The 26,671-nt window shown below is 32.1% G+C and carries 24 protein-coding genes and 1 tRNA gene; 6 read left to right on the forward strand and 19 right to left on the reverse strand.

All coding sequences use genetic code 11. The features are described 5' to 3' along the window. The first annotated feature begins 3 nt into the window (after positions 1-3). Complete coding sequence (locus ACFRAE_RS15430; RefSeq protein ID WP_422798067.1) at positions 4-627, forward strand: hypothetical protein; 624 nt, start codon at positions 4-6, stop codon at positions 625-627. A gap of 96 nt (positions 628-723) precedes the next feature. Then, a tRNA-Arg gene (locus ACFRAE_RS15435) sits at positions 724-795 on the forward strand. 510 nt (positions 796-1,305) lie between these two features. On the opposite strand, the gene ACFRAE_RS15440 is transcribed toward ACFRAE_RS15435, so the two are convergent. Then, entirely contained in the window at positions 1,306-1,617 is a 312-nt protein-coding gene (locus ACFRAE_RS15440; protein ID WP_422798068.1) for a helix-turn-helix domain-containing protein, read from the reverse strand. A gap of 331 nt (positions 1,618-1,948) precedes the next feature. Here ACFRAE_RS15440 and ACFRAE_RS15445 point away from each other — a divergent pair, with 331 nt between their 5' ends. From ACFRAE_RS15445 to ACFRAE_RS15460, 4 genes are all read left to right on the forward strand, one after another. Beyond that, entirely contained in the window at positions 1,949-2,824 is an 876-nt protein-coding gene (locus tag ACFRAE_RS15445; RefSeq protein WP_422798069.1) for a helix-turn-helix domain-containing protein, read from the forward strand. Positions 2,825-3,024: 200 nt separating this feature from the next. Continuing rightward, the gene (locus ACFRAE_RS15450) at positions 3,025-4,527 is read left to right on the forward strand and encodes an acyl-CoA dehydrogenase family protein (RefSeq protein ID WP_422798070.1); all 1,503 of its coding nucleotides are present in this window, start codon (positions 3,025-3,027) and stop codon (positions 4,525-4,527) included. 472 nt (positions 4,528-4,999) lie between these two features. Continuing rightward, on the forward strand, positions 5,000-5,560 hold the full coding sequence (locus ACFRAE_RS15455) for a DUF4230 domain-containing protein (RefSeq protein ID WP_422798071.1): 561 nt from the start codon (positions 5,000-5,002) through the stop codon (positions 5,558-5,560). A gap of 17 nt (positions 5,561-5,577) precedes the next feature. Further along, the gene (locus ACFRAE_RS15460) at positions 5,578-6,183 is read left to right on the forward strand and encodes a methyltransferase domain-containing protein (protein WP_422798072.1); all 606 of its coding nucleotides are present in this window, start codon (positions 5,578-5,580) and stop codon (positions 6,181-6,183) included. Here the strand turns inward: ACFRAE_RS15460 and ACFRAE_RS15465 are convergent. From ACFRAE_RS15465 to ACFRAE_RS15550, 18 genes are all read right to left on the reverse strand, one after another. Then, positions 6,180-7,388, reverse strand: coding sequence for an MFS transporter (locus ACFRAE_RS15465; RefSeq protein ID WP_422798073.1), 1,209 nt, complete (start codon positions 7,386-7,388; stop codon positions 6,180-6,182). The genes ACFRAE_RS15460 and ACFRAE_RS15465 overlap by 4 nt on opposite strands. Before the next feature lie 215 nt (positions 7,389-7,603). Next, a complete protein-coding gene (locus ACFRAE_RS15470; RefSeq protein ID WP_422798074.1) occupies positions 7,604-8,530 on the reverse strand; it encodes a DUF5106 domain-containing protein in 927 nt (308 codons plus the stop codon). A gap of 227 nt (positions 8,531-8,757) precedes the next feature. Beyond that, positions 8,758-9,909, reverse strand: coding sequence for an OmpA family protein (locus ACFRAE_RS15475; protein ID WP_422798075.1), 1,152 nt, complete (start codon positions 9,907-9,909; stop codon positions 8,758-8,760). A 614-nt stretch (positions 9,910-10,523) separates the two neighbouring features. Next, a complete protein-coding gene (locus tag ACFRAE_RS15480; protein ID WP_422798076.1) occupies positions 10,524-12,926 on the reverse strand; it encodes a GumC family protein in 2,403 nt (800 codons plus the stop codon). Between the two features lie 12 nt (positions 12,927-12,938). Continuing rightward, positions 12,939-13,739 (reverse strand): polysaccharide biosynthesis/export family protein, encoded by an 801-nt coding sequence (locus ACFRAE_RS15485; protein WP_422798077.1) that lies wholly within the window; start codon positions 13,737-13,739, stop codon positions 12,939-12,941. Position 13,740: 1 nt separating this feature from the next. After that, positions 13,741-14,664 (reverse strand): hypothetical protein, encoded by a 924-nt coding sequence (locus tag ACFRAE_RS15490; RefSeq protein WP_422798078.1) that lies wholly within the window; start codon positions 14,662-14,664, stop codon positions 13,741-13,743. Between the two features lie 9 nt (positions 14,665-14,673). Then, positions 14,674-16,299, reverse strand: coding sequence for an ATP-binding cassette domain-containing protein (locus ACFRAE_RS15495; RefSeq protein WP_422798079.1), 1,626 nt, complete (start codon positions 16,297-16,299; stop codon positions 14,674-14,676). Positions 16,300-16,307: 8 nt separating this feature from the next. After that, positions 16,308-17,408: a nucleotidyltransferase family protein gene (locus tag ACFRAE_RS15500; protein ID WP_422798080.1), complete on the reverse strand. Its 1,101-nt coding sequence runs from the start codon at positions 17,406-17,408 to the stop codon at positions 16,308-16,310. A gap of 2 nt (positions 17,409-17,410) precedes the next feature. Beyond that, positions 17,411-17,692 carry a PqqD family protein gene (locus ACFRAE_RS15505; RefSeq protein ID WP_422798081.1) on the reverse strand — a complete coding sequence of 94 codons (282 nt, stop codon included), beginning with the start codon at positions 17,690-17,692 and terminating at the stop codon, positions 17,411-17,413. Between the two features lie 5 nt (positions 17,693-17,697). Next, complete coding sequence (locus ACFRAE_RS15510) at positions 17,698-18,171, reverse strand: S24/S26 family peptidase (protein ID WP_422798082.1); 474 nt, start codon at positions 18,169-18,171, stop codon at positions 17,698-17,700. Between the two features lie 107 nt (positions 18,172-18,278). Further along, positions 18,279-19,394 (reverse strand): glycosyltransferase, encoded by a 1,116-nt coding sequence (locus tag ACFRAE_RS15515; protein WP_422798083.1) that lies wholly within the window; start codon positions 19,392-19,394, stop codon positions 18,279-18,281. Positions 19,395-19,451: 57 nt separating this feature from the next. After that, the gene (locus ACFRAE_RS15520; protein WP_422798084.1) at positions 19,452-20,561 is read right to left on the reverse strand and encodes a glycosyltransferase; all 1,110 of its coding nucleotides are present in this window, start codon (positions 20,559-20,561) and stop codon (positions 19,452-19,454) included. Further along, positions 20,558-21,694 (reverse strand): glycosyltransferase family 4 protein, encoded by a 1,137-nt coding sequence (locus ACFRAE_RS15525; protein ID WP_422798085.1) that lies wholly within the window; start codon positions 21,692-21,694, stop codon positions 20,558-20,560. Before ACFRAE_RS15525 ends, ACFRAE_RS15520 begins: the two co-directional genes overlap by 4 nt. Further along, on the reverse strand, positions 21,660-22,952 hold the full coding sequence (locus ACFRAE_RS15530) for a hypothetical protein (RefSeq protein WP_422798086.1): 1,293 nt from the start codon (positions 22,950-22,952) through the stop codon (positions 21,660-21,662). The genes ACFRAE_RS15525 and ACFRAE_RS15530 overlap by 35 nt, the downstream gene beginning before the upstream one ends. Positions 22,953-22,957: 5 nt before the next feature. Further along, positions 22,958-23,959, reverse strand: coding sequence for a glycosyltransferase family 2 protein (locus tag ACFRAE_RS15535; RefSeq protein ID WP_422798087.1), 1,002 nt, complete (start codon positions 23,957-23,959; stop codon positions 22,958-22,960). 22 nt (positions 23,960-23,981) lie between these two features. Beyond that, complete coding sequence (locus ACFRAE_RS15540; RefSeq protein WP_422798088.1) at positions 23,982-24,857, reverse strand: beta-1,6-N-acetylglucosaminyltransferase; 876 nt, start codon at positions 24,855-24,857, stop codon at positions 23,982-23,984. Next, entirely contained in the window at positions 24,854-25,690 is an 837-nt protein-coding gene (locus ACFRAE_RS15545; protein WP_422798089.1) for a beta-1,6-N-acetylglucosaminyltransferase, read from the reverse strand. Before ACFRAE_RS15545 ends, ACFRAE_RS15540 begins: the two co-directional genes overlap by 4 nt. A 13-nt stretch (positions 25,691-25,703) precedes the next feature. After that, positions 25,704-26,630, reverse strand: coding sequence for a capsular polysaccharide synthesis protein (locus tag ACFRAE_RS15550; protein WP_422798090.1), 927 nt, complete (start codon positions 26,628-26,630; stop codon positions 25,704-25,706). Positions 26,631-26,671 lie beyond the last annotated feature (41 nt).

A 26,671-nucleotide genomic window follows, 5' to 3' on the forward strand; every position in this document is an offset into this window, starting at 1 on the left:
ATCATGAAAAAATCATTATCCATTATATTTGCACTAGCCCTACTTACTTCCATTAGTTCATGTGGTAAAGATGAACCTATTCCAGAAGTAGATCAAGAAGAACTGAGTGCTGCCAAATTAGTATTCACCGAAGTTGAACGTGAAGCGCATGGCGATCATTTTCATTATAATGATATTAAGGATGCTGAGAAAGATAGCATTTCCTTTTCCGGAATAAATTTTATTGCCCCGGTTGGAGCGCATTTAGATCTAGAGCACAATAAAACATACCGTTTTGAATTGAAAGTGACCGATTTTCAAGGTCGACCAAGTCAACAAACATTCGTAGAACGACATGATCAACATTTTGCTTTTTTCAATCAAATACCTGTAAACAGTGCAACAATCGTTTATAAGGACAAAAAAACAGATGGAACCAGTGTCAAAGTAGGTACGATTGGGTACATAACAGTTGATAAACCAACGAATTTGTTTGTTTTACGTTATATAATGAAACATTTAAATCCAGGAGTTAAAGCCAGTATCAATGTAAATTCAGATATTCAAATCGTTGATTTTAATAAATTCTCTGGGGCTACTGATTTGGATTTAAAGTTTGAAATGCACTTTGTTGATGCTGATCATTAACTACAAACAATTCAAAGACAACAAAATCAATAGGTTACTAATTTTAGTAACCTATTTTTATATTTAATTCATAAATAATAGTATTTTTGGCCTGCCGCCTGCGTAGTTCAATGGATAGAATATCAGATTCCGGTTCTGACGATGTGGGTTCGAATCTCGCCGCGGGCACTTCATAAAGAGCGTGTTTTCAGAATATGAGACACGCTTTTTCGTTTTTAATCGTGTGGAGGCTAATTATCTTAAGCAATTCAAGCAGCTTATCTAATCATTCATCAGACTATATTTATCTAGTTTATCCATGGAATCTTTCGCTTTATACAGGAAAATATAACTTTAAGAGCATGGATTTCATTGGTTTAAAATTTGTTCTCCTTCGGATCTCCTTCGGAAGTTAAACGGATATTCCTTGGATCTCGTAAGCAAATTTCCAACGGAGATCCGATCCATTATATACGGAGATCCGTACTTAGTTCCTTCATTTTAGAGGTGAAATAAAAAATTACTTGCTTAAGAATTATAAGAATAAACGGTCACTTGACCGTGTCAACGATTTTTGACTTTAATAGCTGAGACAGGAAGAGCCTTGCTATGTCGATGTATAAATCGAAAACCACAATGAAAACTAGAGCTAAGCAATTGGAATTAGCATCTTCAGAAGGTTAATACGACAAATTAATTTTATTTATACTTGAATTTAGCTTGGGTTAAAAGCTCTTTAATGTGACTTTTACGGTAATAATGACGTTTACTAACAATAATTGGATGGAGGATACCTTTTTTCACAAATCGATAATAAGTTGAAGGACCTATTTTCAAGAGAGTCATCACCTCTTGGGCAGATAATAATTGCTCATTCAGATCAAAACCAACATCGATCATATTGATCATATTTATCGATTTATCAGGAGCCTGTTCATTAGTCAATTTGACAAGTAGTAATTGGAATATATTTTCCAGAATACTTATTATTCGATCTAACCGTTTTTCCATACGGATGTATTTTAAATAGAAAAGTTTCTTAATCTTTCGAAGGATTGACCTGATCAATGAATTGAATATTATCCCAAAATTTCAATACGTATTTCACCTATCCGATTAACCTATATTGTCAAACAACAGTATTAAATTAGTTAATTTTAATCAATATTTAAATAATTAAACTAAAGATAATTTTCAAGAAACACAGAATTGGTTTATAAGAGTTTAATAGGTTCGCAAATCTTTAACAAATGAATTTATAGAATCATTTATGTTAATTTTAAACCACAATCTGTATCTTTATCCAAGTAGTCGATAAAGAAATATTCATCATTTTATTTTCATGGAGAAAAATAAAATTAATGCAGATCAATTTGTAGAGCGTTTTATGGATGCGGATTTGAAGCATCTTACCTATATTCAAACGCCGATAAAGATTTTTCCATTAAGTGATATTGCGCCTTATCTTAAAACGCCAATCCCTACATTTTTCTTTGGGTATAATCTGTTGATCCATATTACCAAGGGTCATTTTAAACATCAAATAGCCTCCACTGAATATCAAGTTGAAGCACCAGCTGTCTTAATCAGTAATTATGGACATACATCAGCTATCGATGCCGTTGATAAAAATGCCCAAGGGCACTGTGTACTTATTAAGGAACAAGCCATGACTTCCTTGTTTCGAGAACAAGAAATTCTTAATATTTTTTCCATATCCCCACTTTTAAATTTACAGGCGGAGGATGATGTGGAATTAACCCAATTATTAGAAATATTAAATCGAGAAATTTACACCAAACAACCCTATAAAGAACTCTACGAAAGTATCCTACGAACCGTATTATTAAAGATCATCAAACTCTCCAACAGCAACAAGAGTTTGGCAAGAAAACAAGAAATAGCCATTACTTTTAAGCAATTAATACATACCCACTTTTATGATCAAAAAAAAGTGAAATTTTATGCGGATAAATTAGCCGTTTCAGAGAATTACTTAAACCGATGTGTTTCATCTGTATTTAAAAAGTCTTCTAAAGAATTAATTTTAGAGGTTGCCATTATTCACAGTCAATTACTTTTAAGCGAAACCACGAAGAGTGTGGCTAATATAGCTTATGAATTAGAATTTACAGACCCCTCCTATTTTGCTCGATTATTTAAAAAAATAGTAGGCATTTCTCCGACAGATTATCGACAATCGTTAAATAGTATTTAACAGGCTCATGCACGATTTGTCCTAATTTTTATCCTATTATTCACAGTTTATCATTAGCTAACTACCTAATTTTACTAAAACAATTTATTCATCTCCTTCAAGTTGTTCCAATTAATAAGGAATGATTTTTTGAAAAACAATAGATGGTATAACTATGTTTAACAAATAAAAATTTGATTTACAGCAATTTATAATATCCTATGATTGAGTTAAAAGAGCAATTAGATTTCGACACCTACATTAGAGGATTTAGAAAACATTTGCATCACCTATTTCAGGAAAAGTACGATTTTAATGCATTAAGTTTACAGCGCGATTTACCAGCTGAATTTCTGGAAGATATCTTGAATAAACAGCCTCTAGCCGTAGCTATACCTACATTATATGGTGGTCGAGGCGTAAATGTAAAAGAATGTTTATCGGTCCTTTCTGCTGCATCATACGAATCCTTAGCATTGTCATTAATGTTTGGAATTAATATTGCGTTATTTTTGGAACCTTTAGCAAAGTATGGAGATGCGCAAGTCCAGGAGCATGTTTTTAGACAGTTTCTAGAAAAAAATGCCATGGGTGGTTTAATGATTACGGAGAAAGCTTATGGAAGTGATGCCTTAAATATGAAGACGGCATACCAACAGGTCGCAGAATCTTACCATATTAAAGGGGAAAAGCACTGGCAAGGTTTGAGTGGTGCTGCTGATTTTTGGCTAGTGACTGCTCGTAAATTTGCTGCAAACGGAGATTTGTCTCGGGATATCGATTTTTTTGTTACCGAAAATGCAAAACCTGAGCAAACCATTCCGATGAATCATCGCTATCAAAATTTAGGACTATATGCAATTCCTTATGGTATAAATGAGATTGATATTCTTGTTCCTGAAAATCAAAAGTTAACACCAGAAAGTACTGGTATTAAATTGATGCTAGATACGTTACACCGTAGTCGATTACAATTCCCTGGAATGGGAATGGGATTTTTAAAACGGCTATTGGATGAGTCGATTAAACATTGCCAAAATAGATTAATCGCTGCTGTTCCATTAAGTCAAAATGATGCCGTTAAATATCAGTTAGCACGTATTCAAATGGCATTTACGATTTGTTCTGGTATGTGTGCTTTCAGTGTAAATACGAGTGGTATCGAAAATGATTTAGCATCCATGAGTGTTGAAGCGAATAGTTTAAAAGCCCTGGTTACCGATTTAATGCAAGAATCTGCACAAATGAGTTTGCAATTGTCTGGCGCAAATGGGTATCGCTTAGATCACTATGCCGGACGTGCAGTAGTTGATAGTAGACCTTTCCAAATTTTTGAAGGTTCTAATGAGATGCTCTATACGCAAATTGCAGAAGGAATTTTTAAATTGATGAAGAAATCAAAAGAAAATAATCTTTTAAATTTCCTTAAAACCTATAAAAACAGCAATTTTAGTGCGGATTACTTTAAAAAGCAATTGGATATCAATATTGAAAATTCCTTTAGCCAGCGCGACCTTGTTACGATTGGTAGAATGATTGCTCGTACGTTGTGTTTCCAATTTGTTTTACAAATGGATGGGTTTAATCCTGAATTAGTGGAAATTACTCGCCAACATATCGCGATGGATTTAGCTATGTTTACAGGTCAATTGAATAGTAATAATCAAGCAAATCCAGTTTTGGAATATGAAGACCAAGCAGATTGGAGTAAATTTGTAGATTAATCATATAGATTTCATCTAATAAAAAAGCAGCAATATAACCTATTGCTGCTTTTTTTATTGTGAATTCTACTGCGGTATATTGTGCGAGCTACAAATCATACAACTACCTATTTTTTTAATCATCTTCCCTAGATAAAAAAGCATGTCTAAAATGACCTCAGCAATTATCCTCTTTGCCAAAATATCCAGCTCTTGATTTCCTTATGTCGATTAAATTGCACCCCTAAATTAGTCAATTCGGAAAAATCCTGCAGATCTTATGTACTGCAAGCTATTTCAAGCTCTAAAATCTATACATCTAGTGAATAACAGTTGATTTATAATTTTGGGGAAATCCTGAAAAGTTGTTATTGTACAGGACTCCAGAAAGTTGAAAATACTGTAACACAATCGTTATACATAGGTCTGATAGTCTTGCGCTTAACTGACAAATCAAAAAAGTTTTGGTCTGTAATTTGACATAGAAATAGCTATGAATAAATTAATAAAGATCCTACTTACCTTGATTATACTCATTGGAGGAACTTGGTTCCTATGGAACCGTATTCAACCAGGCACAAGTACCGAAACAAAGCATCAGGTGCTCTTGGAAAGTATTGAGTCCATGGGAAAATTGGAATTAGTAAAGTACCGGTTTAGCGATGTGTTGGAGCATAAAGAATTATCCAGCTTTTTACCAGAAGCGAGCGTGTTGTTAATTATCAAAGCCGAGGCCGTAGGTTGTATTGATTTAAGTAAACTCAAAGCAACTGATGTGAGCCTATCTGAAGACTCGGTTCATATTCAGCTACCTAAGCCTGAAATATGTTATGTAAAAATAGATCATAAAAACTCCAAAGTGTACGACACAAAAATGGCTTTTTTCAGAGAAGCAAGTTTAGTGGATGAGGCCTATAAAAATGCAGAGCAGGAAATTCAGAATCAGGTGAAAAAATCCGATATATTAGACCAAACAAAAATTAACGCTGCCCATGTTTTGCGGCCACTAATCAATGGATTAGGTTATCAAAAGATAGGGATTAGCTTTCAATAGCAAATTTGATAAAACAGATGGATCGGAATATTGAAGCTTATAATAAAATAGCAAAGTCTTTTGAAGAAGGCAGAAGCCTGACATTAATGGAAAAATCATATTTAGAACTCTTTTTACAATATATTCCCGATCATGGATCTGTTTTAGATTTAGGTTGCGGCACAGGAAGGCCAATACTTCAATTTTTAAGAAATTACAGGTTACAAATTACGGCCTGCGATGCGAGCGAAAAGATGCTTGAACTAGCAAAAAAACACTTTCCAGATCAAGAATTTATCCTGCAGGATATGCGAAATATTAATTTTGAAAAAGAATATTTTGATGGTATTATCGCTTGGCATAGCCTATTTCATTTAACCAAAGAAGATCAGCAAAAGGTCATTAAGAATCTCGCTACCCAATTAAAAGTCGGTGGAATATTACTTTTCACTTCTGGAAATGCAAATGAAGAGCGCTTAGGAAATAATTATGGCGAAAAGTTATTCCATGCTTCCTTTGCTCCTAGTGAATATAGATCCATATTGCTTGCCTGTGGATTTCGAATCCTATTGCATAGTATCGAAGATCCTCATTGTGGTTTTGCGACTATTTGGGTAGCGCTGAAAGATGCGCATAAAGCTTAAGTAAGTTTAAATTTTATTTTCTTCAAATCGGGTAAGAAATACGTAAATATTCCAATTAATGGAAGGTATGAGCAGAAGTAATAGATGTAGGTTAAGGAAGAATGATCTGCCCAAATCCCTAAAAGAGCGGCTCCTAACCCACCCATACCAAAAGCAAAGCCATAAAATAAACCTGATACCATGCCTAATTTTTTAGGCAATAATTCTTGGGCATAAACCAAAATGGAAGGAAATGCCGAAGCCATTATAAAACCTATCATAGTGATTAATATTCCGGTCCAAAATAGATTTGCAAATGGCAATAAGATCGTAAAAGGTGAACAGCCTAAAACGGACAACCAAATAACATATTTTCTACCTATAACATCTCCAATGGCTCCTCCTACTAAGGTGCCTATGGCTATAGCAAATAAAAAATAAAATAAATAAAGCTGCGCTGCAGATTCTGAGATATTAAATTTTTCCATCATGAAAAATTGCAGAAAGCTGCTAATACTTGCGATATAGATATATTTAGAAAAAATTAACAGTAACAATATACCTATCGAAATATGGATTCGAAAGGCAGGAATATCTGGAATTTGTATAATCTTCTTACGCTGGTTTTGAAGGCTACTCAACACCTGCTTGTACCAACTGGCAATATAGGATAAGATAAGCTGTGCTAGCAAAACCACCACCACAAACCATAATAAATGTTTTTGTCCATATGGCAATACTAACCAAGCCAAGAGCAGAGGAGCTAAGGCAGCACCTGTATTCCCTCCTATTTGAAAAATAGATTGCGCTAAACTTCGTTTACCTCCAGAGGATAAAAATGCTACTCTAGAAGATTCTGGATGAAAAATAGAAGAACCTATACCAACCAAGGTAACGGCAACTAATACCGATGCATAACTTTTTGCAAAGGCAAGTACAATTACGCCTAGTAAACTAAACAACATTCCAAAAATTTGAGAATAGGGTTTTGGATACTTATCGGTATATGCTCCAATAATTGGTTGCAATAGCGAAGATGATAATTGAAAACAAAAAGTAATAATACCAATTTGAGTAAAATTCAAATGAAAATTCTCCTTTAACATTGGATAGGAAGCTGGAATGATGGATTGAATTAAATCATTGGATAAATGTGCTAAACAAATCGCTATTAAAATTGGAAAAGAGGTTTTGGTGGGATCGTAATGGAATGTAGCTTGTCTCATCGTTGAAAATATATGAATAATTACAGCATCTAACAGGAGCCTATGTTATAGGTCCTATAACAAATCTTTAAATATGTAATACAAATTTAAATTATTTTTTATTTAAGTATTTACACTTTAACTAATTAAACTTAAGAATGTTACACATTGGTAAAATTATAGTAAAAGCAACACAGCAAAGCTTAAAAAAATACCTGACTCACCATGTATGTAAACTATGGAATATTTTGTTTCAAGAAATCAGCAGCAGTATATAATGGAACATCTTTTAAAATAACCTTTTTAGATTGGTCTAATAGGTAGATGCTCGGAGTTGCCCGAATCTGATACAAACCTTTCTTCAAAACTTCTTGTTTTAAATCTACAGCATTTAACCAATTGGAGGGAATATTCGCTTGGTAAGATTCCCAAATTTCTTGATTTCCATCGGGGTACACCGCTAGAATTTCCAATTCCCCTCGTTCAATCCATTGGTTCAAATCAACATGTTGTTTCATCAATTGAATAGCTTCCGCACAATTCGTACATCCTGGCTCATAAAAGATTAGTAATATATAGTCCTTCGTTAAGTCATAGAGTTTGGAATATTTAGCATTACTAAGGTAAAACGTAAAATTATTGGCATACGTTCCAGGTTTATTCAAATTCAAAATGGGTAATAAGGTCTTATAGTTTTCACGCGCTATGGAAGACATAGCGGTATGCTTTATTAATGCTTGTATAAAACTAGCATAATGCATTTCATTTTGATAAGGTGAATTGGGGTTATAAAGATATTCTTCTAGAATTGCTATAACTAAAGAAAGGTTCGTTTTATTTACTTTAACTTTTAAGAGCAATTCTTCTAGACTTTTACCCACTTGTTGTTCCGTGGCCATTGTAAATAGATGAATGTAATCCACTAAAGCTTGTTCTAAATAGGCTTTATGCACAGAATTGTAATTCCTATTAAAATCAAAATTCACCCAATACTGATTAAGCAAATAATTGATTTTTTCGTTAGCATCGACTAGGTCAACTGGAACCGAAGGCATTGGATATGGGCCTATTAAATTACGATCTACCATTACGTTCTTTTCATCTTGAACATTTTGACAATTGGTCAAAATTGCCAAAACCATTAGGCTAAGAAAAAACCTCATAATAACTAAATTTATTCCCGTTAAAGATCATGAAAATTTTTCCTAATTTGAAATCAATAATCCGATTAAGAAAATTTAGAAAATCAAGCGGATTAGATTAGGGAGGTAGTAAACAGCATATCTTTTACATCCTATTAGTAAAGAAGCCATGGAATTAAGTCGGTTAAACCCAATGGATATAAACAAAAAAAGGTGCCGAAGCACCTTTTTCAAAAGAATTAAATAAACTATTCATTAATTAAAATATCGGCGATAGTAATAACTGCTCTACTCAATCGAGGGTCGTTATAATACATGTTTGCGACTCCACCTTTATGGTGTTTTTTCAATTGTTTAGGATTTACATCAAATTCCTTCACTAATACATCATATATTGCATCAGCACGTTCTCTACTTAAGCGCTCATTAATTGTTGGTGTACCAGTTCCTTCATCGGCATATCCTGTAATCGAATAAGTAATATCTGGACTTGTTTCTTTAATTAATTTAGCAAAGAATCCTAAGTTCACACGAGCTTCGTTACTAACTGTGCTTTTGTTTATAGGGAACGTCACTAAAATTGGCGCAGCTAACATATTCTTTTTAACTTCAATATTTGTGATTGTAGTATCTCTAGCTTTTGCAAGTTGCTCACGAAGTGATTCATTATCGTCAGCCAATTTCTTGATTTGATCCAAAATCTTTAAGAATTCCGCATCATCATAAGTAATGGTCGTTGTAATTGGTTTACTCCAATTTCTCTTATTAAATTTATATTGGAGACCAATACTAGCAGCCATAAAGCCTTCATTTCTTCTTCCTCCTAATTCACCATCAAATCGATCATTCACCATAGAACCACGAACGTCCAGGGTTAAATCTAAACCTTTAGATAATTTAAATGAGTTCAATACACCAATATTAGCACTTACTTCCCGCTCAATTGGTTCATCTCTAGAAACCATCCATCCTAAACCTAAATATGGGCTTACATGATAAAAACGATCCTCATCAAATCCAGCAACTAAATTAGTCACATTAAACATGGCATCTGCATGAATATGGTAGAAGTTGAATTCTTGCTTGTATAACCAAAAACCTTCCCAAGGAATTTCACCGTATTGTTCACCCGTTGAATGACTTCCGTTTTGAGTAAGACCAACTATTTTAAATCCACTGATACCTGCGCGAATACCTACGCCAGGGCTAAAAGATTTTCCCAAATAGAAATTAAAATTTGGAGATAGACGTTCGCCAAACTTTTGTTGTTTGTTGTGATCTCCAAAAAAGATAAGCGCTCCGCCACCAGCACCGATATACCAATTATCCCAAAATTTATTGGTTTGTACTGCATATCTATCACTCGAGACAGTAATTACAGTATCCCGTTTTAAATCCATTGTTTGAGCATACGATTTTGTACAGCATAAAAGCACACACGCTATCGCCAAAAATTTATTTATCATCTGATTAAATATATATTACACTTTAGTTATATAATTCATTAGGAAGTTTAACAAAAACTAGGATTCTATTTAGATTAATAATTTGAATCCTAGTTTCGCCTAATTTCTAATCGAATCTGAAAAATAATAGTTAGTGTGAATAACAATTTTTTAATTCATTTTTCATATCCTTCACAAATATACTCTTGAAATTGGTATTTTTTATAACTTAAATTAATAGACACCTATCCTAATAATTAATTTTAAAAAAATTAGACTACCTAAAATCACCAAAATAATTATTATAAATTGAATAATATTATTTTTAATTAGTTTATTATTACAAAAGATTAATAAACTGTTAAATTTACAATATTTTTAAGTTATGAGAAATGCACTGAATAATCTATTTTGTAAACTTACAACCACAGTCACTTGAAGTATAAAGAAAAATAGGTCAATTTTCAAAAAAAATCTTGTAGAATTTAATCTACAAGATAAAACGCACCTTACTTTAGGTAAGATGCGTTTTTATAAATCCCTTTGGATTTAGGGTATTTTTAAGGCTGTTATTTAAATAATCTTGAAAAGAAATTACGTTTCTTGGTGTTACCATAGCCATATCCGTAGCCATATCCATAACCACCATAACCATAACTATTCCCTCCATATCCGTAAATAGTACTATTGAATTTCACACCATTTAACAAGACCGCCATATTCGTCAGATTCTTACTGTCATATAAATCTTGGACGTCTGCTAATTGACGTTTGTCCATCTTACCTGCACGAATCACAAATAAGGTAGTATCACTTATACGATTGGCGATGGATGCATCAGCCACGATACCAAGAGGAACATTATCAACTAAGATATGATCATACCGTTCCTTCAATTCAGTAAATAATTGATCTAAGCGATTACCTAATAATAGTTCAACAGGATTAGGAGCAATGACACCTATGGGTATAATATCCAAGCGCCCATCAATTCCATTAGGATAAATAATATCATTCAATGCCACAGATGGATCCGACAAATAATGCGTCACTCCGATTGGCATTGGCTCTCTTGATTTATTACTAAGCGTACCTTTTCTTAAATCCAAGTCAACCACAACAATCTTTTTATTTAAAAAGGTCATACTTACCCCTAAATTGATTACAGAAAAGGTCTTCCCAGCCCCCACATTAAAGGATGTAAAAGTGATGACCTTTTTATCCTTTAATCCAGCTGCCATAAACCCGATATTTGTTCTAAAGATCCTAAATGCTTCTGTCACTTCATCGGTTCCTTGTTCTTTAACAACTACATCAGATTCAGCCGATCTTAAATCCGCCGAATGAGGAATTTCGCCTAAGAATGGTACACTCAATTCATTTTCAATATCTTTACGGCTTCTAACTTTTGTATTAAGCAATAACATTATGGTTAGCAAAACTGCTGGAACTAATACACCGATTCCCACACCTATCGCTAACTTTTTAATTTTATTCGGATAGATTGGGAAATCACTTCCCGCTGCAGAATCGATAATCCTAAGGTTATCGTCTGTCATCGCTTGGTTGATTTCGTTTTCCTCTCTTCTATTCAACAAGAAAATATAGAGTTCTTCCTTCACTTTTTGCTGACGTTCTACAGACAACATAATACGCTGCTTGGCAGGGATTCTTCTAGCTTTAGAAATTGCGGTTCCTTCGTCTTGTTTGAGGTTACGGATTTTTATAGTAAAACCAGTAATCACGTTTTCAATAGCACGTTGAATATTCTCGCGCATCGCAACGAGTGCATTGTCCAAATCTTGAACAATCGGGTTTCCGGAGTTGTTATCCGCAAGTAATCTATTTCTTTTTAACAATACCACATTATATTCCGAAATGATTGATTCAATGTTGTTATCCACTAAACCGGTATTACTAGGGATTAAATCATTCACACGACTTGGGTCACTTAAGCGATTACGCATAATTTCCACCAATTTCATTTGCGTTTCAATCTCCTTACTCGACGCTTCATATGTTCTGGATTCCGACCAATACTGCTCACCAGCAGCTTTTACATCCAAACCTTGATTTTGAGTTTTCATTTGCTCCAAGTCAGTTTCTACATTACTTAACTCGGTTTCAATTAATGCAATCCGTTCCTTAATAAATTCAGAGGTATTTCGAGCAATCGCATTTTTATTTTCGATGGTCATTTGATTATACACTTGGATAATTTTAGTGATCATATCCCCTGCTCTAACAGGTGAACTATCGTCTAGAGTCAATTGTAAAATCTCTACATCCTCCATTTGACTTATACGAAGTTTCCCTAAAAATTCGCCCACAGATTGTTCTAGAGGAATTTTGGTAACGGTTAAATAAGGTTCTGTAAACTTTCTATATTTTAAGTCTGGATTCGCAGAAATATATAAAGAACCAACTGGTGTTTTTACCTCGGAATTTAATTTTACTTCTATCGATTTTTCATTATCTAAACCATTGAATGTCGATAATATAACGGTTTGATCATTTTTTTTAGCGATTCGAAATGAGCCCGCACTATTTGGATTACTATTGATAAATGTGACAATATATGGTGATGTATTGTACAATTCAATTTCACGTAATCTAGATTTTATGGTATAATTTATATTCGCATTTAAATGTTGAATCGTATTTCTCATAAGCTCCTTTGAGCGTAATTGAAGAATTTCACTATTCACATTTACGGCATTATAAAAGTTGTTTGGTCTGGTAATTCTAGACGGAGAAATGGTGTTACTAGATGTTTTTATCATAACCGTTTGACTACGGCTATATAAAAATGGAGTTTTACTGTAATCGTAAAAATAATAGCCTCCAAATATTAATATTGATAGTATAAACCATTTCCAATTGGCTAAATAATACTTTATTAAATCGAGAACGTTTAAAGATTTATCCTGCTTATTTCTTAGTAAATCAGGTGCTTTTTGCATTGTATTCATAGATCAGGTATTTTATTTTTGAAACAAGGCGAAAATCGTAAAAGCAAGTGTTACTAGACCGGTGGTCATGCCTATATACCTCCAACTCATATCCTCACGCGGAGTATTGACTGCAGATTTTGGTTTTACATAAACAATATCGTTTTGTTTTAGATGAAAAGTTGGAGAATTAAATAAATCAACTTTCTCAATATCATTATAATAGATTTTTCTAACGCCATTTTCTTCTCGGATAACAGCAATTTCGTTTACTAAAGCATTATTAGTTAAACCACCACTTCGGGTTATCGCTTCTAATATGTTGATATTTCCATCAGGTACTTCAATGATACCTACACCTCCTACTTCGCCCATCATCATAATTTTCAAATTGATTAACTCAACCTTAACAGACGCTGAATTAATTAATTTTTCATCTCTTAAGCGAGATTGTATTAATTCTTTAATTTGAGCCACCGTCAAATTTTCTACATTTAAAGATCCCAGAATTGGAAACTCAATATTTCCTTGATTATCGACCAGGTACCCTTTATTCGTTGTATTTCCTGAACCTACACTTAACAAGTCTCCTTTTTCATTTACACTGTATAAACCGCTACTTTCATTGAAAGGGGCTGCAAGTTCCGGTGTTTTAGATCCGACAAAAATGCTAATTCTATCAAATTTTTGAATTTTGATATCCGGAATTGGAGTCATGTTGTAAGATTCTCCTAGTGCCATATCTTCTAGATAAGTAACCTTCTTGGAAACCAAACATGAGTTTAATAAGGTCATCATTAGAACCCCAAAAAAACACAAATAATTAATTTTCATTTTAAGCTAATTTAGTGTGATTAATATTGTTATAACAAAGCATAGCGGCTTCATTATTCGGTAAATTATTTAATAAGCCAACAGGAACTTCATTTGCCACATGCACTACAACGGCTGTCATAGCCGAAAACAAATGTGGGTTCCATCGAATAGCTGAACAACTAGGTAATAAAGCGATGAGTTTATCTTTATTTGATTGATTGATATACTCATTAGTTTTTGCTTGTTGTAATCGAACTATCCCCTTCAATTCTCTTTTTATATTTCGGTAACAAGAAGTCTTACCACTCCAAGGAGTACCATAGACATATACTTGTTGATCATTATTTTTCCTTATTGCAGGATTATCATCATTTAGCAATTGAAAATCTTCAAAATTATTTAACCACAAGCGACTATGTGTACTTTTTCCTGTACCACTTTTGCCTAAGAAAGCGTAAGCATAGGTACCATCTTCCACCACCGAGGCATGTAATAATATGGTAGAATGTAGTAAACCAGCTTGTGCAAACACGACCATCAATAACCAGGAAAGCACATCTTCTTTGTAATATTGATGGCCAGGGTGTTTTATAGTTACTTTACTAAAGTCTTTATTGCAAACCATCGTACAAACGTGCTGATAATCTTCTGTTTGTAAAACAGCACTGTAAGAATCTTCGTATTCGTAAAATCTAAATCGATCCCCCCAAAATATAGATTCATTACTTAACAGTTTGCCTTGATCTAGATCAAATCCATTAGATTCATTGATTACTTCAATTTCAGAAATAATATGGTTAGCCTCCGCAGGACTTACTTCAAATGGATCGAAGGAAGATAGTACTAATTCTTTATCAAAATCAACTGGTAATTTGATATGTAAATTAAGCTCTGCAATGGAATAAAATAACTCCTTTTGACCAAAAACCATATTATCCTTCATAGGTATCAATTATTTTAAATTCACTATATAATGACATTTGTTCGCTAATTCTAAATCGTGCGTAACAAATATTAAGATTTTCCCCTGACCTTTACTTAGCAAATTTTCAAAAATTTGCTTGGAGGTTTCCCGATCTAATGCCGAGGTTGCTTCATCAAACAACCATAAATCATAATCTAAAAGCATAGCTCTGGCAATAGCAATGCGCTGTGCCTGTCCCTCGGATACACCAAAACCACCCTCTCCTACTTTTGTATAAATACCATTGGGTAATCCATAAATAAAATCGGCAGAGGCTAATTGAATTGCTTCATTTAATTGATCTTCACTGACTATTTGACCAGGCTTAACCAGATTTTCTTTGATGGTTCCAGCAAATAATGAATTGCCCTGAGGAACATAAGCAAAATTCATTTTCGTTTGATTACCAATCGCTATTTCATTATTAGATTCGTCTTTTATAACAATTTTTCCGGAGCTTGGTTTCAAGAGGTGTAAGAGCAATCTAAGCATGGTAGTTTTCCCCTTACCACTTGGTCCAACAATTGCTAAAACGTCTCCCTTTTGGATATCTATATTGATGTTTTCAAGTACGATTTGATTTTTATAATTAAAACCTACATGATCAAAATGAATACTATTAGGATTGATTACGGTCAATTCATTTTGATTTTCTTGTTCTGATTCAAAAACTTCAATCAATCGATCCGCAGAAGTTCTAAAACGAATAAAAGAGGGTAAAAATCCCAAAAGTCCCATCATAGGATTCTGAATTCGATTGACTAATTGAATAAATGCTGTAAGTGTTCCGAATGATATATCTTGATTACTTAACCGCATTACCCCCCAAACAAATGCAATAAGGTATCCAATACTTAAGGTTAACTTAACTAATGTCTGGGAATAAATAGTCAAACGAAGTTGTTTGGTTTTTATAGTTAGAATCTCCTGTTGAAGTTTCTCGAATTTATTGATATAACTATCAATTAGACCTAAGGATTTAATGAGTAGACGATCTCTAAAATTTTCTTGAATTCCATTTGCTACTCGTCCTTCAAAAGTTCTTACCTTTTTCGTAATAATCCTAAGTTTTTTGTAATAGTATTTAGATAGTATAATTAAAGGACAAATGGCCAAAATAATTACAGCTAAAATGGGATCTAAAAACCATAGCATTCCAAAAGAGGCCAATATCTTGATTACCGTAAGTACTGCTGATATGCTGACTTGACTAATCATTTGAACAACCTCATTGACATCGGCATTCATTCTCACCATTAAATCTCCAGTTTCTCGCTGATAAAACGAGGTCCATACGGCATGCAATTGCTTACTTAACACCATATTTTGAAGGGATACCACAAACTTCAATTGAGACCGTTGACTAATTACCGATGCTAAAGTTTTAAATAGTAAGCTGAAAAGCATACTTAAAACCACAAAAATAAGTTGTTCCTGTAGTTGACCATCTGTGGACTTGATTGCCACATCAATTGCATTTTTAGAGTAATAAACAAATAGTAAAGAACTTAAAATACATAGAAGTTCTAAAATAAAATACAGGAATAACTGAACATGATAATTATGACTAATTTTCCATGCCCAATGCAACTGATATTTTAAAGAATAATTCATTGTAACCCTTAAAATAATAAATCGTTTATTTTAATGAAAGGAAATAAAGCTGCTTCTATTGGCGCCTTTTTACTCGCTTTAAATAAATGGGGAACAACCTGTTTAAAGAGTTTATTGTTTCGGCCATCTTTTAAAATAATCGAATTATCCTGTTGAGTATGCATATCTAATAAGCCAAAATTGCCGGCTTGAAGAATGTCATTTAATAACCAATCTATATTGGTATTTGTATTTTGATTATATTCAAACGGCAAATATTGAGGTTCTAATCCTATATATTTTACCAAAAATTGATTTACGTCATCCACCCAATTATAAATTTTTAATTTTTTATAAATCTCCATTAATTGATTAGAATCTATCGAATTTTTTGAATGGTAATATAACCTAGCTAAATCACAAAATTGCCTAATCCCAATTCCGTACCCTAAATAATGTTTAAGGATATGAGCATTGGTTTGAACATGGGCTAATAAATAGGAAATTGTAGGAACAGTAACCTCATCAATGGACAATTGAATAGAATTTTTACTTTCTTCTTTAATCAGATTGGCTAAATATTGACTACAGAATGGATTTAATATGTCAAACAATTTAACATGATGCTCGACAACTGTGTTATTCAATGTGAAAAATGAACTTTTCAAACTTCCCTTTTCCACCAGGATGTTCTTACTTTGAATAAGTTGATTTGCGGATTTAAAACAACTGATTTTTGGAAAATACAAATCAATATCTCCACTAGATCTTAAATTCGGAGTATCATACAACCTGCCTAAACTATAGCCTTTAAGAAGGAAAAATGAAACTTGATTTTGATTGTATAATTTGGCTAATTTCTTAGTGTTATTCTGAATGGTTTGATTATAACGTTCAATACTATCGACACGAACAGTCCATTTTAATAACAAAGCTTTTGAAGGAAGATCGTTTGGAGATAATTTAGAAAAACTGTTAAAAATAATTCCTTCAACAGCTTGTTGTATGGACAAGGCAAAAAGTTTTTCCCATTCCAGTTCTTTTAATGGAAATATTGAAAAAGATTCTGTAGAATTTTTCCATAATCCTAATCTTAGGAGAGTAAAAAAAACTTGATGTATTTTGTCCAATTTTAGTTTTTTTCAATTAAATTGTAATGTTCAAAATCTGCAATCAACTTTTTGACATCTTCTTCGATGCTATCATATTGATTAGATTTCACTTCGTATTCTTCCAACAATAGTTTAAATATATCTTGATATTCAAATTCTATTCCTTGAAGTTTGTCCCAGAGCCAAGCAGCAGAATTATTCAAGGTAAACACTTTTGAAAAATCCATAACCCCTTGATCTGGCTCTACGATTACGAAATCATCACCTACTTGTCTTAATATTAAATCTTTCCTTAACTTCATATTTACTATCGTTTAACAGATTTTCTTAACAAAGAATTTAAAATTATCCTAAAAGGTCTTGCAAAGAACCAAAGCTTTGCTAAGCATAATTTTCCTTTAGAATATAAATAGATTTGCTTTTCATTACGTTCAACATAATAGGCTATGGCCATAATTTCATTTTTTTTTATCTTTTCAATTTGAGCTAAATTACCATCTCCTGCCAAGTAAATATCATTATCAGATAATTTAACAATTCGATGTAAAATATATATTCCAGAGGATTTCGCTAAAATAATTCTGCCAATCTTCAAATCTTGATCTTGAATTGGCATAAGTGTGATTTTATCTCCATGCACTAAAAAAGGGTTCATACTGTTTCCTGCAACGGAAATTTTAACTGACTGCCCTTTAGCCAAGTATGGTATTATTTGCTCAAAAAATAATTCGTTCGAAATTCGAAAAGCATTAATATTAATTGCTGACTCTGAAGCAACCATAATTTCAAGTAAAAGTAAATATTTATTTATTTAACCATATTCAAGTTATAACGAATATCTCGCATATAATAAAATTTGTAGCTAAAAAATGAATAAAAACACTATTATTAGTTAATTTCTGAATATATTTTCAAAGTTTTCTCAATCATCTTATTTAATGTAAAATTATTTTGAAAATGTTGAAAGGCAGATTCGCTCAACTGACTATAAAATTTATCATCTGAAAACAGTTTATTTATTGCTTCAGCTAATGCATCTGCGTCCATAATCGGCACTACTAAGCCAGAAACACCATGTTGATTGACCCAGCTGACACCCGATCCAGGTATATCAGTAGATACTACTGGTATTTTATTAGACATAGCCTCAATTTGGACGATAGCAAATGCCTCTGTTTTCTGTATAGAGCTTAAACAAAACACATCAGATAGCTCATAATATGCACCTAAATGTTCATCAGGAATATAACCTAGAAACTCAACTTGATTTGAAATCCCTAAATCAATAATTTTTTTCTTTAGCTCTTCTTCTAATGGTCCTTTACCACCTATAAGTAACAAAATATCCTTTGGTAATTTTGCAACCGCATTTAGTAAGTACTCGTATCCCTTATATTCCACTAACCTTCCAATGCTTAACAAAACCTTTCTATTTCCGTATTTTTCCTTTAATCTATTCGCTAATTCATAGTCAATAGATAATGGAGATATGCCAATTGGAATATAATCAATTTTCAACTGATCGTTTTTCAAAAACTCTGATTCACGCACATATACTGGCGTTGTACCAATTATTTTATCTGCACGTTTGATCAACCAATTTAATAATGGTTGATAAAATTTTAACAACAATTTTTGTTTTAATATATCACTATGCCAGTGTAAAACGACTTTTCCTTTAAAACCTGAAAACCATAAAGCAAGAGTAGCCATAGGATCTGGATGGTGAATATGAATGATATCGTAATTGTGTGCGATTTTCTTCAATTTAACTATCATAGCAGGAGAAATCATGGTGGCCGCTAGTTTTAAACTAGTCGGCATTATAAATAATTTAGCCTGTTCATTTAACGTAATTTCTGATGCTGGATAATCCTCAGTTGACGCACAAAGCATATCGCATTGAACAGCATCCCTTTGCGAAAGACCAATCATAAGGTCATACATTACTTTCTCTACTCCTCCTCGAATTGGATAAAATTTCCCTAATTGAAGAATTTTCATTGCTGGCATTTATAAATGTTCTGTATTGTTAGGTGAATATATAGTTCAAGTAAAAGGCTAATCATTTAACAACTTATTAAACAGCTGCTTCCAACCATCTACATAAGGTTCTAATACAGCTTGATGTTGCACCGGATTTAAGATGGAGAAATCACTTTGAATAAGTTTTTTCATCTGATTTGCTAATTGATTTGCATCATTTGGCTCAAAAAAAGATACTTGTTGAGAACCTTGAGCTGTTTCTTTTGCGTAAGGCAAATTAGCCAACAGCATGGGTTTTCCATAAATGGAAAATTCAGATATCGGCAGACCCCAAGACTCTATTTTTGAAGGAAAAACTAAACAATGCGCTTTTTGATAAATTTGCTCTAACTCCACTTTCTTGACAAATCCATAAAAATTAAGCGCTTTAACCTCTCCCCATTTACTTTTTAATGATTCCGCATAGGGATTTTCATTGCCTGAAATGGTTATTATTACCTCAAAATCTTCATTTAAACCTTCCTTAGATAAAATAGCGGTGGCTTCACATAAAATATCAAAGTTTTTATGGCTATTTGGACTTCCTGGATAAATAAAAGTGAATTTTCGGAAAGGTTCCACTGGAGTCGCTAATTCAAGGTTTAAGTTTAAATTCGTAGGTTTTGAAACAATTATGCTCTTTGGATTAAGGTTATATACTTTACTTAATCCAGTTCGGAGCCATTCTTGTTGTACTATCAAATAATTATTTTTCTTAATATTTGGCCAATAAATAAATCTAGTTAACATCGCAAATAAGGCGATTTTAGGCGCAAACTTTAATTCTTTGATGCTCCAATTATAAAATAAAAATGCATTATGGCAATAAACAGCTCTTTTTTCGGCATAGACGCTTGGACTCGTATCATGTAATGATACCCATAAATAAACAGGCCCGATATCTTTTGAAATTTTCTTTAAGCTAACATATTCAAACCATATTCGCTTAAACCAGTTTTTTTTCGGCCAATCGTAATATTGATAGGTTATATTAGGTAGATCAATTAAACCTTTCCTGTTTATTATAGCAATTATTTCAAAATTATTGTTTTCAGCGAATTGAGATAAATAGGTTAGGCAGTCTTTTAAAATAGTGAGCGGGCCAGCTTCTACAATATTTACTGCAGAAATTACAATTTTTTTCATCGAGGTTTAATTACTAGCTCATCAAAAAGTTTAATCCATTTTCCCATAATTTCTTCTTCATTGAATGTCCGTGCCATATAAAAGCTAGCGTCGCCCATCTCCTTTCGCAATGATTCATCATTGATTAAATGGGAGACTTTTTTTATGAATACAGACTCCTGATCGCTCTCCACAAGAAATCCGTTTTTACCATCGGTAATAATATCACGCGGTCCGCATTGGCAAGCAAAGGATACAAGTGGCAGCCCATAACTTTGGGCTTCGAGTAAAACCATAGGTAGTCCTTCGTACCTTGAAGTGAGTAATAACATGGAACTATTTAAATATATTTCTTTAATATGCTTAACCGGTAAATGAATATGAATAACATTTTGTAGATTAAGGGAATTGATTAAAGATTGAAATTCTTCTTTAAGGGGTCCATTTCCATAGATATTGAGTATCCAATCAGGGTGTAATTCGTTTACCTTTGACCAGATGTGAATAAGTCTATCGAATCCTTTTTGATAATCCAATCGACCGATGGCAATAGCGTTAGGATTGATTAATTTGGCCTGCTCTCCAGTTTTATTTTCACTAGCATTTGGTATCACTTGTATGTTATTCAATGGTCCCCAATAGCCTTTATCTTCTTCTGTTAAAACTACAAAACGATCATATTTTTTAACATACTTAAGTTCTGCTTTATTCCTATATTGATTAACGAATTTCCATATCCCTGTCCTTCCATATTGTAACTTTTTAAATCTAGAAAAATGAATTTCTAAAATCTTCTTACTTCCATCATTCAAACGATATAAAAAATTATAATCATTATCAAACATAGAAATAACAATATCAGCTTTTAGGCTAATCAGCAGTTGATTAAGCTTTTTTTTATGAAGGTTATTTTTTTTTAGGTGGGTGAACGTTTTTAACAGAATATTATTGAAACGATTACTGGTATAATTAATGTTTAGGTCATAATGTTGAATTGATTGATTAAATTCAAAATATGATGGCCTATTTTGTTGATCTGTAGTAATAATATTTACATCATAACCTAGATTAGAAAGATAATTTGCTTTATTACTAAGCACTCTTTCCATCCCTCCAGAATTAAATGTACCTAGTATGCAAAATACGATTTTCATGGGTATTTGAATTTTCTGATTCTTGTGTATTTCCTTTAAAAGAGTCTAAACAAAAGAACAGGGCATATATAAAGAAGATGTCTGTCGCTACCTTAAACCAAATGATAAATGTTAGCCCTAATAGTATGATAAATAGTAACCAATAATACGGATGTCTCTGAGTAAAAAGTAAAGAATTAAATATAAATAGAAAGGCAAAACAAGAAAATCCAATCAAGCCACAATAAAGAATGAACCGGCAATAACCGATATCCGTGCTGTAAATAAAATTATCAAATAGACCAGATCCAATTAACCAAGTTTTTTGATCTTCTGGCCAAATCCACATCTCATTGGATAATTTGTCTGTAGAATCTGTTCTCCATTCCCCATGCTCTACCCAATTAAAAAATCCTTCAAAGGCAAAGCGCATTTGTTCATAAAATGATTCGTTGGTATTATACAAAAAGGTTGAAATTCCAATTGCAAACAAAAGGGTGACACTAAAATATATCCTAAATTTTTTCGCATCCTTTTTAAGGTAGAAATTAAATAATCCTGAATCAAGCAGAAAATAGGCACAAGCACCTAGTAATCCGACAATTGTTGTCCTAGAGATCATATTTCCTACAACAACAATCGTGAAAAATGAAATTAATAATAAGATAATGGCATTTTTATTTTTTCGAACCACAGCATCTTTACTGAGTACAGCTGCAATAAGTACTAAAGTAATGGCAAATCTTACTCCTGCAGGATCTAATGCAGCACCAATACCATAAAGTCTATCTATGCTATCATAATAGGCATTTCCTTTATAAAACACCATATCTACGACAAACTTAACGATAGGGATATTGTCGATCAATAAGGCAATGATACATTGAGAAAAACATACTGCAGCACAATAATAGGTTAGAATTCTCAAATTAGCCTCACCATGAATGATATTCAACAATTTACATACTGCATATGCACCAAAATACCAAATGATAAAACTTACAATATAAGATGCGTAGGAATAATCGATGGTATTATTTAAATCGGTCGATATATAACAGATGATTGAAAATATAATCGCTATAATATTGGAAATTAGAAATCCTTTCGAAATAACAATGGATTTTTTGTTTATGAAATCAAATATTAGGAATGCGAATCCTAAAACTGCCGTAAAAACTTTAGTGCTTAAACTATCTGGCAAATAGGAAATATTGGCTGAAAACAAATATGAACTAACCACACATCCTAAAAATATATATGATATAACTTTACCCATTGTATTTATTTAAAAATAACACCATACACGAATTTTATTACTAAATAATAATACATCCTAAGAAACCAATATTGTTTTTTCGCAGCCATCCATTGCAAAAATTTAGATTTGAAATCAAAACCGTTATCCTCCCAAATATACTTATTGGCATGTGGAAACATGTTTTGCCATTTTTCATAATTCTCCAATTTGTCAGAAATTAATAATGGTAATTTAGCATTCAATTTCAAAAAATTTATAGAATGGGCTAATTTACTGGCATAAGGACTATTCATTATCAAATGATCAACTTCTTCAACATGAAATTTTATTTCATCAAGTTGTTTTTGAGAATATATTTTGGAGACTGAATTGCTATTTGATTGTCCATAATGGTAAAAAGCTTGATCAATGGAAATTACCTTTTGAGCATTTAGAAATAACTTAAACATAATTAATAAATCTTCACCCAAATTCTTTCCATCAATAAATCCTATATCATGTTTTAGGAATAAATCACGACGAACAAAAAATATCCACAAATTCCACCTCATACTTCCTCTTAGCATCAATTCTAAGGCTTGTAAGCTATTTTCATAAGTTGGTTGGTACATTCGCCTAGCATTCTGTTTAAACGCTAAGAACCAATCGAAACCAATAATATCAGCTTGATTGGATTCGGCTAACTGAACTAGGTAATGAATGGTATTACTTTCAATCTGATCATCCGCATCAACAAAATACATGTATTTTCCAGTTGATGCCTTTAAGCCTGTGTTTCTAGCACTTGCTACACCTTTATTTTGAGTATGATTCAAAATAATTATTTCCACATTTGAGTCTAATTCAAATGAAGACTTAAAATCATTTATTTTACGTTCGGAATTATCAGTACTTGCGTCGTTGATAAATATTAGTTGTAAAAAAGGATAAGTTTGACTTTTTAAAGAATCAAAACATATTTCCAATGTATCCTCAGCATTGTATACAGGAATAATTATGGAGACGTATGATTCCGAAGATTTCATAGTGTGAATCAATTGCTGTTGATTAATTTTTTAGTTGGTTTAATATATTATCTACGATATCCAAATCCCTAGAATTAAATTTTCTAGCAAATACATATTCTGAATTCATTAACATAGGAATATCTTTGGACTGCCAATCGTGAATAACATTATCTATCCATTGTATAGCCCTTAAAGATCCCCTACCTTCATCGTATTGATTATAAATACGTTCACGAAATGAAGAATTCCAAACGATCGTTTGGATAAATATTTCATCACTACAAAACGTGTATTTATAAGTTGATAATAGTTGTTTTTCTTGTTTTATAATAAATTTAATCAAATCATCAGAAATACTAACCCATTGGGTTCCTTTTTTAAAATCAATTGCCTTATTTCTCTTAAATTTGACTAAGTATTGTAATTTAATGAATAAATATCGAATTAATCTTTTTGTGAAAGAAAGTAAATTTGATGAATGTCTAAAAGAAGTGGGAAACAAGTGATATTTCCTAACTTTTAAATCAAATTGCTCTTCTAAATTTCCTTGATAAAATCCCACAAACTCCTTCCCCTGATTTTCAAGGAAAAAGTTATGAAAAAGGTCCATCTTTTTTAAAGGCATATCTACACCAGAAATAAGGTGATAGTATGCATAAGAATCTTGTTGCGAAGAAAATTTAAACAAATTAAGTTCAGCTTGAATCATAGAGACATCTCCCCAGCTAACATCCACACGATGCTCATCTGTCAATACAATCAGCTTGGAATAATTTGTTTTTATGGTAGGAACTGCTAATATTTTTTTATCAAAATGAATGTATAAATCGTTACGTTCATCATCAAGTGATTTTATTAAGCGATCTAAAACATCTAATTCATGATGAACTATTATAAGAAAAGCATGTTTTTTCACGACAATATTAAGTTATTTTCCACTTCATTAATTAAATCCATGTTTTTTTCAGAAAATTTTCTAGCAAACAAACATTTCGAAAACTTTAGGTCTTCAAAATCATCAATAGTTAGAATTTCCGAATTAGCATTTCCTATTTTATGATATAATAATTGATCTGAAAATACAATATTCCATTGTTTTTTAGAATAATGAAGTTCTGTAGGTATAAATAGTTCATCAGCACACATGCTGAATCGATATCTTTGTAAAATATTTTTCTTTTTTGATAATAGATAAGTTACTGCAGGCTGAGTGATACTCACCCAATTTGAAGCTTTTATAAATTTTCTATCTTTATTTCTGAATATTTTCCACTTAACTTGAATTTCAAGACAAATTCTCCAACAGTATTGAAAAAACACATTCAAGGTAAAATATCGCATGAAGAGATTAAATCTATTTCCTTTATTTTGTAATTCTAAAGGAGAAAAATTCATAGACACAAAAAACTCGGTTCCTTTGTTATGTGTGAAAAATTCATGAATCTGATCTTGTGATTGCAGCGGAAAATGTTGCCCAGAAATAACATGATAATAACTATATGGACCACGTTTATTTGATTCCTCCATTAATAACATTTCTGTTTTAATTTGGGAAAAATCTCCCCAACGCACATCATACCTTTTATCAACTATATACAAATTTGATTTTTCAGTTTTTAAAAGAGGTAAATGTTTAGATTTTTTATCAAAATGTATATAAATATCATTTCTTGAATCATCTAATAATCTTACTAAATGCTCTAAAATTGCATATTCGTTATGAGCAATAATAAGGTATGCGTGTTTCATTAATCTCTTTTGGTTAGTGTATAACATTTCTTCGACTTACGAAACTACGGACTAAGTGCATAGCTTGTTCATTAAAATAGGATAATTTATGAATTTTTGTAGCTGATTCTATTGTTTCGTAAGAAAGAAAATCTGCGGAACCATTAAATTTCGTTTGCAGTAAATGTGGGTTGACATCACTGTCTATAGCACAACGATGATCTTTTAAATCTTTCTCCATGAGCACATCATATAATATTTGAAACATAAAGTAATCGATAGCTTTGTTTTCTTCTTTCCAATAAGCGAATAATAGATCCGTAATGGTTTGAACTACTACATGTCCAGGAATACTAAAAAATATACTGTTTAGCATATTTACTTTAAATTTAGGGTTCCAGCCCCAATAGAAAGCATAACTTCCTTCCCAAAATGATTTATTTTGCTCCGAAGGATCTCTTTGATATACGAAATATGGATTTTTGAAGGTATTGATAGATAGTTTATCCGATAATAATATTGTTGCATCTAACCAAACTCCTCCATAAGAGGATAATAATGCAACTCTTAAAATATCGGAAAAGAAGGTATGGTTAATTATTCCAAGTTGCTTCTTTTTTACAATAAAATCAGGTAAATCTAAATATTGATTAATATTTTCATCGCACAATCGAATTACGGTGTAATCTCCTTTAAATGTGTCAACAGATTTTATGCAGATATTGACAATTTCGGGAAGTTTATCTTCGTCAAAACCTTGAGCCCAATATTGCCAAATCACATTTTTTGTTGGCAGTTGTTGCACTGCCATATTTTTATAGGAAGTAATATTGTTTGAAAAATACTGTTCAATACGTGGCTCCCAATATTTTACGACTAGCGCATGCTTTTTAAAAATTTTAAACTTTCGATATTCATTCCAAAGATATTTTACTGGATATATCTCTTTTATTTTAAACATAAAACACAATTAGTTTTCTATTTGATACTTTTATAAGGGAC

It is taken from the genome of Sphingobacterium sp. HJSM2_6 (assembly GCF_049316305.1).
In the GTDB taxonomy this organism is placed as follows: domain Bacteria; phylum Bacteroidota; class Bacteroidia; order Sphingobacteriales; family Sphingobacteriaceae; genus Sphingobacterium.